Annotated in this window: 9 protein-coding genes and 1 pseudogene; 2 read left to right on the top strand and 8 right to left on the bottom strand. The window is 71.3% G+C overall.

Annotated features, from left to right (window positions below; genetic code table 11):
- The 6 genes and pseudogenes from ACWGE1_RS38225 to ACWGE1_RS38200 all read right to left on the bottom strand — a co-directional run.
- Positions 1–1,148, bottom strand: a pseudogene (locus ACWGE1_RS38225) (nicotinate-nucleotide--dimethylbenzimidazole phosphoribosyltransferase); the annotation flags it as partial.
- 274 nt (positions 1,149–1,422) lie between these two features.
- Complete coding sequence (cbiE, locus tag ACWGE1_RS38220) at positions 1,423–2,622, bottom strand: precorrin-6y C5,15-methyltransferase (decarboxylating) subunit CbiE (RefSeq protein ID WP_453425076.1); 1,200 nt, start codon at positions 2,620–2,622, stop codon at positions 1,423–1,425.
- Between the two features lie 76 nt (positions 2,623–2,698).
- Entirely contained in the window at positions 2,699–3,397 is a 699-nt protein-coding gene (locus ACWGE1_RS38215; protein WP_453425075.1) for a GNAT family N-acetyltransferase, read from the bottom strand.
- A 207-nt stretch (positions 3,398–3,604) separates the two neighbouring features.
- On the bottom strand, positions 3,605–4,468 hold the full coding sequence (locus ACWGE1_RS38210) for a MetQ/NlpA family ABC transporter substrate-binding protein (RefSeq protein WP_453425074.1): 864 nt from the start codon (positions 4,466–4,468) through the stop codon (positions 3,605–3,607).
- A gap of 110 nt (positions 4,469–4,578) precedes the next feature.
- Positions 4,579–5,247 carry a methionine ABC transporter permease gene (locus tag ACWGE1_RS38205; RefSeq protein ID WP_453425073.1) on the bottom strand — a complete coding sequence of 223 codons (669 nt, stop codon included), beginning with the start codon at positions 5,245–5,247 and terminating at the stop codon, positions 4,579–4,581.
- Positions 5,244–6,299: a methionine ABC transporter ATP-binding protein gene (locus ACWGE1_RS38200; protein ID WP_453425077.1), complete on the bottom strand. Its 1,056-nt coding sequence runs from the start codon at positions 6,297–6,299 to the stop codon at positions 5,244–5,246. The genes ACWGE1_RS38205 and ACWGE1_RS38200 overlap by 4 nt, the downstream gene beginning before the upstream one ends.
- Positions 6,300–6,912: 613 nt before the next feature.
- Between ACWGE1_RS38200 and ACWGE1_RS38195 the strand changes: the two genes are divergently transcribed.
- Both ACWGE1_RS38195 and ACWGE1_RS38190 read left to right on the top strand, forming a co-directional pair.
- Positions 6,913–7,281, top strand: a complete 369-nt coding sequence (locus tag ACWGE1_RS38195) for a hypothetical protein (RefSeq protein ID WP_453425072.1) — start codon at positions 6,913–6,915, stop codon at positions 7,279–7,281.
- Positions 7,274–7,693 (top strand): hypothetical protein, encoded by a 420-nt coding sequence (locus ACWGE1_RS38190; RefSeq protein ID WP_453425071.1) that lies wholly within the window; start codon positions 7,274–7,276, stop codon positions 7,691–7,693. The genes ACWGE1_RS38195 and ACWGE1_RS38190 overlap by 8 nt, the downstream gene beginning before the upstream one ends.
- Before the next feature lie 36 nt (positions 7,694–7,729).
- On the opposite strand, the gene ACWGE1_RS38185 is transcribed toward ACWGE1_RS38190, so the two are convergent.
- Together ACWGE1_RS38185 and ACWGE1_RS38180 are read right to left on the bottom strand one after the other, a co-directional pair.
- Positions 7,730–8,236, bottom strand: coding sequence for a GNAT family N-acetyltransferase (locus tag ACWGE1_RS38185; protein ID WP_453425070.1), 507 nt, complete (start codon positions 8,234–8,236; stop codon positions 7,730–7,732).
- A 37-nt stretch (positions 8,237–8,273) separates the two neighbouring features.
- Positions 8,274–8,825 carry an RNA polymerase sigma factor gene (locus ACWGE1_RS38180; RefSeq protein WP_453425069.1) on the bottom strand — a complete coding sequence of 184 codons (552 nt, stop codon included), beginning with the start codon at positions 8,823–8,825 and terminating at the stop codon, positions 8,274–8,276.
- Between the last annotated feature and the right edge of the window lies 1 nt (position 8,826).

Raw genomic sequence — 8,826 nt, 5'->3', positions numbered from 1 at the left:
TCGGCCACGACCGGCTCCTGCTCGGGCTGCGCCTCGACCGGCTCCGGCTGGACCGGCTCGGCCACCACGGCCACCACCGGCTCGACGGGAACGACGGGCTCGGGCTGCGGCTCCACGGTCACCGGCTCGGCCACGACCGGCTCCGGCTCGGGCTGCGCCTCGACCGGCTCCGGCTGGACCGGCTCGGCCACCACGGCCACCACCGGCTCGACGGGAACGACCGGCTCGGGCTGCGGCTCCACGGCCACCGGCTCGGGCTGCTCGGGCTGCTCGGGCTGGGTCACCGTTTCTGCGGGGGCCGGGACCGGCTGCGGCTCCACGGGCTGCGCCGCGGCCTCGACGGGAGCCTGGACGGCCTCCGCCACCGGCTCGGGCGCGGCGACCGGCTCCGGCGTCCAGGGGGCACCGGCCTGCGGCGGGATCTCGCCCGGCTGGGCCGCGGGGGCCTCGGCGGCCTCCGCGCGCGGGATGTCCAGGTACTCGGGCCCGGTGGTCGGGGGTCCCGCCTGGCGGAGCGGGACGGGCGCCACCGGAGTGCTCACGGCGGCCATCGGAGCGGCCGCGGCGGGCGCCGCGGCAGGTCCCCGGTCCGCGAGGGAGCGTACGACTCCGCCGTTGGCGTCGGGCAGCGGCGGGCCCATGTGCAGCGGGCGGCGGACGGGAGCCGCGGGGGCCACCGGGGCGACGGGGACCGCCGGGGGCGGGACGACGAGCCCGCCGAGGTCGAGCGAGCCGGAGTCGCGGCCGCCCGTCTCGTGCGCGCCCGCGCTGTAGCCGCCGTCGGGGAACACGGGCGGGGGGAACTCGGTGTACGCGCCGGGCTGGGGGTATCCGGCCGGGGTCTCCGGGTACGCGGGGCCGTCGCCGTAGGACACGTCCGTGTACATCTGCGGGTCGGCGGGCTGCGACGGTACGGGGAAGGCGGGGGCCTGCGGGACGACCTGCGGGTCGCTCCACGCGCCCTGGCCGCTCGGCATGAGCAGCAGTTCCTCGTCCTCCGGCTCGGCCGGGTTGTCCATGAGGTCCTGGAAGGCGTAGCCAGCGGGGATCGGTGCAGGGATCTGGACCGGAGCGGGGATGCCCTGCTGATCCACCATGCCCGCGTTGTCCGGGAGACCCTCGCCCGGGACCTGGCCGGTGTCAGTCATGCTTACCCCTCGCCCATCGGTGTTGCCTCTTCGATCGCCCGGCCGCCCACGGGGCCGCCGAGCCGTTTTGCCTGCGGGGTTGCGGTGCGACGAGCTCGTCTCGCATACGCCTGCACGACAACCAGTAAGCATTGTCGCGCCCGTCGGCGATCGTGGCGGCCATAACCGACACGGTCCTCTGTGGACTGCGCCACGTCGCGCGTCCAGGCGGTGTCGCGATGCCCGAATCGTCCGGGGCAGTACGACGATCGGCCAGCCTACCCCGGCCTTCGTCTCAGCGCGTGACGGGGCGTTCCGCTGCCAGGAGGAACACCACTGAACGGTCCTGTTCGGCCCAGGTCCGGGGGTCCAGTGCGACGGACTGGAGCAGCGCGCACTCGACGGCGTACCCGTGTTCGGTGAGTACCCTGCCGATCGCCTCGGCCTCGTCGCGGGTGGAGGCGTGGCTGACGATCCGTTCGGGGCGGCGTTCGGCGACGGCCGCGACGACGGTGGCGCCACCGCCGCCGACCCGGACGACATCGGGCTCGGGCAGGTTCTCCAGTACGTGCGGTGCGCGTCCGGCGACGACCTGGAGCTGCACTCCCCGCTTGCGGGCGGCGGCAGTTACCCGGTCGCAGGCTGCCGGGTCGGCGTCCACCGCGATGACGGCGGCGCCGAGGGCGGCCGCGTCCACGGCCACGCCGCCGGATCCGGCGCCGATGTCCCAGACGAGGTCGCCGGTGCGCGGGCCGAGCCGGGCGAGTTGGGCGGCGCGGAGCTGCCTGGAGCCGCCCTCCCCCGCGTCGGCCTGCGGCCTGGCCCAGCCGCGTTCGGCCGACCGGTCGGCGCCGCGGCCGAGCAGCCAGCCGGTGTCGGCCGGCGTCCGGCCCGCGCCGCCGATGACGATGACGACGTTCGGGTCGCGCCAGTTGTGGTCGGCGGCCTTGTCGGAGGTGAGGACGCTCACCTGCTCCCGGTCCGTGCCGAGTTCCTCGCAGACGACGAAGGTGCGGTGCACTCCGTCGAGGAGCAGGGCGAGTTCGGCGGGGCCGGCGCCGGGTGAGGTGAGGACGGCGACCTTGGCGTGGGCGCGGCAGACGTTGACGGCGCGGCGCAGCGTGCGGGGGTGGGCCACGACGACCTGGGCGTCGTCCCAGGGCATGCCCGCCCGGGCGAAGGCGGCGGCCACGGAGGACACGGCCGGGACGACCTCGACCTCCAGGCCGTGCTCCGGGGCGCGCAGGGTGCGTACGACGCCGAAGAAGCCGGGGTCCCCGTCGGCGAAGACCACCGCCGTGCCGCGGTGGCCCGCGATGCGGCGCGCGGCGAGGCCGACGCTGCCCAGGCGGATGCGTTCGGCGGTGGGGGGCACTTCGGGGAGGGCGAGGTGGTGGGCGGCGCCGGCCACGAGGGTGGCGGCGGAGAGCGCGGACCGGGCGCCCGCGGTCAGGGACGAACCGTCCCAGCCGATCACCGTGACCCGGTCGGCCATCGTCGTCAGTCTCCTGGTGTGGGGGCGGGCGGAGTTTTGTCCGGGGCGGGCACGGTGAGACTACCTGGTCATCGGTTCAGTTCCAGTCGGCGCCGACCGGGTAGCCGCTCGCGTCGGCCCGCTGCGGAAACGCGCTGGTGCGGGCGTATCCGTCGTAGCTGTCGAAGCTGTCGTACCCGTCGTAGCCGTCGCCCTCGTCGAGGTCCTCGGGGACGAGGCTCCAGACGATGAGGTCGGTGCGGGTGTCGGTCCAGCCGCCGTCGGCCGTCTGTGTGCGCACTATCCACGCGTTGCGCAGGACGCCCTCGCTGATGCAGCCGATCTTCTGGGCCACCTGTTGCGAGGCGGTGTTGTCGGCGGCGGTGCGCAGTTCGAGGCGCTCGAATCCCTGGTCGCGGAAGAGCCATTGGGCGACGGCCAGGACGGATTCGCTGGCGTAGCCCTCGCCGCGGGCCCAGGGGGCGGTGACGTAGCGGACCTCGGTGGCGCGGGTGCGCCAGTTGGTGCTCCGCAGGTGGACGATGCCGACGAGGCGCTGGGTGAGGAACTCGGTGACGGCGAAGACGATTCCGCGGCCCTCGGTGCGTTCCGCGTGGGAGCGCCGGGTGGCCCAGGCGTGCGCTTCGGCGTGGGTGTAGGGGTGGGGCGCGCTGGTCCAGGCCGTGACGTGCTCGTCGTTCATCATCTCGGTGAGCGCGGTGACGTCCTCTTCCTCGAAGGGGCGCAGCACCAGCCGGTCCGTGCTGATGGTGACGTCCGGGAAGGTGGTAGTCATGCGCAGCTCCATGCCTGAGACCGTGGTGCGACCGTGTTGCGATGCGACCGCGGTGCGGGACCGTTCGTGCGGGACCGTGCGTGCGGGTCGTAGGCCACAGCATGCAGCATCGACCGGGGGATGTGCAGGGCCGGGTTGCCCGGAAGCGGGCAGAGCTCGGCCCCGCACGCGGTCAGGAGCGTGCGGGGCCGAGATTCATGACCGGGTTCAGGAGGCGGGGGTGCCGAAGGCCGCGATGACCGAGCCCTGGTACTTCTCCTCGATGAACTTCTTGACGTCGTCGGAGTTCAGGAGCTTGGCCAGCTTCTGGATCCGCGGGTCGTTCTGGTTGCCCTCCTTGACCGCGAGGAAGTTGGCGTAGGGGTTGCCCTCCGCCTTCTCCAGGACCAGCGCGTCCTTGGCGGGCGCCAGCTTGGCCTCGAGGGCGTAGTTGCCGTTGATGATCGCGGCGTCCACGTCGTTCAGGGCGCGCGGGACCGTGGCGGCCTCCAGCTCCTTGAACTCCAGCCCCTTCTTGTCGGTGATGTCGGACAGCTTGGCGCTGGTGCCGACACCCTCCTTGAGGGTGATCAGGTTGTTCGCGGCGAGCAGCTGGAGCGCGCGGCCCTCGTTGGTGGTGTCGTTGGGGACGGCGATGGTCTGGCCGGCCTTGATGTCACCGATGGCCTTGATCTTCTTGGAGTAGAGGCCGAGGGGCTCCAGGTGCACGTTCGCGACGGGCACGACGTGCGTGTTGTTCTTCTTGTTGAAGTCGTCGAGGTACGGCTTGTGCTGGAAGTAGTTGCCGTCGACCTGGCCCTGCTCGGTGGCGGTGTTCGGCAGGACGTAGTCCGTGAACTCCTTGACCTCCAGCTTGAGGCCTTCCTTGGCCGCGAGCTTGTCCTTGACGAAGTTCAGGATGTCGGCGTGCGGGCTCGGGGAGGCCGCTATGACGAGGGGCTTGCTCTCGTCGGCCTTGCCGCCGTCGGCCTTGGCCGAGGACGGGTCCGAGGAGCTGCCGCATGCGGTGAGGCCGAGGGCGAGCGCGGTGGCCGTGGCGGCGAGGGCGGTGAGCTTGACGTTCTTACGCACGAAGAGTGCCTTTCTTGCTGAACAAGTACCGATGACTTGCTGGTGGTGGCCCAAGCACGACAAGTGCGGGCTCTATGAGGGGAGGGGAAAGTCTTTTCGGGCGGGTCCGGTCAGGCGGTCCGGCCTCGGCGGGCGAGGAGGCGGACCACCCCGTCGCCGAGCAGCTGGATCACCGTGACGAGGGCGATCAGGACCACGACGGTGGCGATCATGAAGCCGGTCTCGAAGCGCTGGAAGCCGTAGGTGATGGCCTTGGAGCCGAGGCCTTCGCCGCCGACGGCGCCGGCCATGGCGGAGTAGCCGACGAGGGTGATGACGGTGGTGGTCACACCGGCGACCAGGGAGGGCAGCGCCTGCGGGAGGAGCACCTTGCCGACCAGGGTGGGGATGCCGCCGCCCATGGATTCGACCGCCTCGATCAGGCCGTGGTCCACCTCGCGGACGGCCGTCTCGACGAGCCGGGCGAAGAAGGGGATGGCGCCGATGGCCAGCGGGACGATCATGGCGGTGGGGCCGATGAAGGTGCCGACGACCGCGGTGGTGACCGGGATCAGGAAGATCAGCAGGATGATGAACGGCAGCGAGCGGCCTATGTTCACGATCACGCCGAGGACCTTGTTGAGCGGCTGGTTCTGCAGGAGGCCGCCCTTGTCGGTGAGGACCAGCAGGATGCCGATGGGCAGTCCGCCGAGCACGGTCACCAGGGTGGACCACAGCACCATGTAGAGGGTGTCGTAGGTGCCCTGGGTGAGCAGGGGCTGCATTTCGGACCAGGTCACTTGGCACCATCCTTGACCAGTGCGGCGAATTCGGTGTCGGCGTCTGCGGCGCCCTCGACGATGTCGACCTGGAGGCCCTGCTCCCGCAGGAAGCCGACCGGCACGACGTTGTCCTCGTAGCCGCCGGGCAGTTCGATGCGCATCCGGCCGATCTGCCGGCCCGCGACGGTGTCCATCGCGGCGCCGAGGATCGAGATGTCGATGTTGTACGTGCGCGAGAGCTGCGAGATGACCGGCCGGACGGCGGCTTCGCCGTGGAAGGTGACGTCGACGACCGTGCGGTCGGGACCGGTGGCGGTGCCGGTGACCGGGAAGAGTTCACCGGCGAGCTCGGAGCCGGGGGTGGCGAGGAGTTCGGCGACGGTGCCGGACTCGATGATGCGGCCGTTCTTCATCAGGGCGGCCGAGTCGCAGACGGACTTGACCACGTCCATCTCGTGCGTGATGAGCAGCACGGTGAGGCCGAGCTGCCGGTTGAGGTCGCGCAGCAGCGCCAGGATGGAGCGGGTGGTCTCGGGGTCCAGGGCGCTGGTGGCCTCGTCGGAGAGCAGCACCTTGGGGTCGCCGGCCAGGGCGCGGGCGATGCCGACGCGCTGCTTCTGGCCGCCGGAGAGCTGGGTGGGGTAGGCCTTGGCCTTGTCGGCGAGGCCCACGAGGTCGAGGAGTTCGAGGGCCTTGCGGGAGCGCTCGCGGCCGGAGACCCCGAGGATCTCCAGGGGCAGCTCGATGTTGGCCTGGACGGTGCGCGAGGACAGCAGGTTGAAGTGCTGGAAGACCATGCCGATGCGGCTGCGGGCCTCGCGGAGCTCCTTGCCGGCGCGGCGGCCGCGCCCGGCGAGGGCGGTGAGGTCGACGCCGTCGACGGTCACCGTGCCGGTGGTGGGGCGCTCCAGCAGGTTCACGCAGCGGATCAGGGAGGACTTGCCGGCGCCGCTCTGGCCGATGACTCCGTAGACCTCGCCCTCACGGACGTGCAGATCGACGCCGTCCAGGGCGGTGACCTCGCGGCCACGGGACTGGTAGACCTTCGTGAGGCCCGATGTGGTGATCACAGGATTTCCGTCGCTGTCGAGTGCGCGGCGCAGCGGGCTGCCGGGCACGGGGCAAACAATCTCGGGACGCGATACGGGACGAACCGTCAGAAAACGAAACTTCGACGCATGCGCGGGGCAGGAGTGAGCCGTGCTGTTCATCAGCGGGTGACGTGGTGGCGCGGCTGGTCTCGCTTCGGGGCGCGAGGCTCAGGAAGGGGCCCTCAGAAGGCGCACATTCGACACATACAACGAGCACCGGGCGTCATCGTCGCCTCGGTCGCAAGGGTGCGGCTGCTCGTCGTGGTCATGGGCCCAAGTAAAGCAGAAGTCTCCCCTGACCGATCAATGACGTCCGGATAGCGGACGGAATCCGACCACATAGCGGACGGACCCGGTCAGGGACGACCCGCCGCCCCGCGACTGCCCCGCCACCGCTGACCTGGGCCGACACGGGTGCCGGAGCCAGTGATTCCACCTCGGTCCGGAGCACGGCGAGCGCGCCCACTGTGGTCAAGACCACGACCGGACGCGGGGCACGTGCGCAGTGCGCGGGGGCGCGGGAACAGGGGTGCGGGGGCGCGGGAACAGGGGTGCGCGCATCGGATCTTTCGGCCCGTAATACCCTCGCTGCATGCTCGACGCCCTGACGGTCGCCATCGGCGTGGCCGCACTCGCCCTCGCCGCCTGGTGCGGCCACGCCGCATGGCGGGACCAGCCGACCAAGGACTGGCACTTCATCGGCATGGCCGTCGTGACCGTGCTGGTCCTCGCACAGCTGGTGATCGGCCTGGTCATGCTGGCCCAGGGCAAGAAGCCCGACGAGGGCACGGTGATCTTCGTGGCGTACCTGGTGGGCGCGTTCGCCGCGGTGCCGGCCGCCGGGATGCTCTCGCTGACCGAGCGGACCAAGTGGGGATCGATCACGGTGGCCGCCGGTGCGGTCGTGCTCGCCGTCCTCGAAGTACGGCTCTACGACATCTGGGGAACCACCGGTGCCTGACGCTGAGACGACGACCGCGGCTCCCACCGGACGGAGGCGGCTGGTCTCCGGACCCGGACTGCTGCTGGTGTGGCTGTACGGGGTGATGGTGGTGGGCGCGGTCTCCCGCTCGGCCTTCCAGATCTCCACCGAGTTCGACCGGGCGCCGCTGGCGTACTCGCTGTCCGCCGTGGCCGCGCTGGCCTACGCGTTCATCACGTACTCACTGGTGCGCGGCGGGGAGACGGCCCGCAAGGCGGCGCTCATCTGCTGCGCCGCCGAGCTGGCCGGGGTGCTCGCCGTGGGTACCTGGACCGTGCTGCGGCCCGAGTCCTTCCCCGACACGACCGTGTGGTCCCAGTTCGGGATGGGCTACCTGTTCATCCCGGTCGTCCTGCCGATCACCGGGATGCTCTGGCTGCGCAGGCGCTGACCCGCGGGCCCGTCCCCTCTTATGGGGGGACGGCCCTCAGGCGCTGACCGTGAAGTCGGTCGGGTCCTTGGCTTCCTTCTCCAGGATCACCAGCTGGACGCCGTCGGAAGCCGTGCGGCCGCCGACCTTGACGTAGCCGGCCTTGCGGTAGAGGCGCAGGTTGGACTCGCTCTTGTGCCCGGTGTGCAGGCGGAAGCGGTTGGTGCGGCCGGGGCTCGCCAGAGCCTCCTCGACCGCGCGCAGCAGGCGCGCTCCGAGTCCGTGACCCTGCAGGCGCGGGTGCACACAGAGCTTGGCGATCTTGGCGGTGCCGTCCTCGTCGACGTTGCCGCGCACGGTCCCGACGATCTCGTCGCCGAGCCGGGCCACCAGGACGGTGTCCGTGGCCAGCTCCCCCTTCAGGGAGTCCAGGGACTGGGTGAGCGGCTGGATGAGGTAGTTGCCGTACAGCTCGGCCTCACGCTGGAAGGCCAGGTACTGCAGTTTGAAGATCTGCTCAGCGTCCTCGGCAGCCGCCGCCGAAATGGTCACGCTCATGCCCATGTGCGCATGCCTCCAGCTCACCTGGTAGCCCGATGGTCTACCGCTCCTTTCCCCGCAGGCCAGGAGCCGCAACCTCTGCAGCCAGCATTCTGCGCAGACATCCCAGGCAACGGGAACGCACGGGCCCTAAACTTCCTTGTGAGATACCCAACTCTCCTGCGATTTCACGGTAAGTGAGGTCTCTGGGCGAAAGAAGTGCCTTCATCAGCTCGGGACAGCGTCCGGGCAACCGGGCGACCGCCGATCGGAGTGCGCGGTTCTCCTCGCCGTGCATGAGGGCGTCCTCCGGCTCGGCACCCGCCGCCACCGCGGCTGGCGGGCCCCCGTCCACGGGGTGCCGGCGGTGGCCGTACGGGATCTCCCGCCTCGCCCGGCGCCGGGCGAGGCGTGCCTCCGCCCGGACGGCCCGGCGCAGCCACCGCGCCGGCTCCGCGGGCTCGGCCGGATCGGGGGCGTGGCGGCCGCTCTCCAGCAGCCTGACCCAGACGGCTTGTTCCAGGTCGGCCGCGTCCACTCCGGTGCCCGGGGCCTCCGCGGCCGCCTCGGCGGAGAGCAGCGGGCCGAGCTTGTCGAAGTAATCAGCCTTCAGC

Source organism: Streptomyces sp. NPDC054932, assembly GCF_053610205.1.
The sequence above is the reverse complement of the archived record's forward strand: the minus strand, read 5'-3'. Positions and strand labels throughout refer to the sequence as shown.

Excerpts from the sequence above, each read along its gene's own strand:
- cbiE (WP_453425076.1), bottom strand. The coding sequence starts at position 2,622 with ATGGCCGACCGGGTCACGGTGATCGGCTGGGACGGTTCGTCCCTGACC.
- ACWGE1_RS38215 (WP_453425075.1), bottom strand. The coding sequence starts at position 3,397 with ATGACTACCACCTTCCCGGACGTCACCATCAGCACGGACCGGCTGGTG.
- ACWGE1_RS38195 (WP_453425072.1), top strand. The coding sequence starts at position 6,913 with ATGCTCGACGCCCTGACGGTCGCCATCGGCGTGGCCGCACTCGCCCTC.
- ACWGE1_RS38185 (WP_453425070.1), bottom strand. The coding sequence starts at position 8,236 with ATGGGCATGAGCGTGACCATTTCGGCGGCGGCTGCCGAGGACGCTGAG.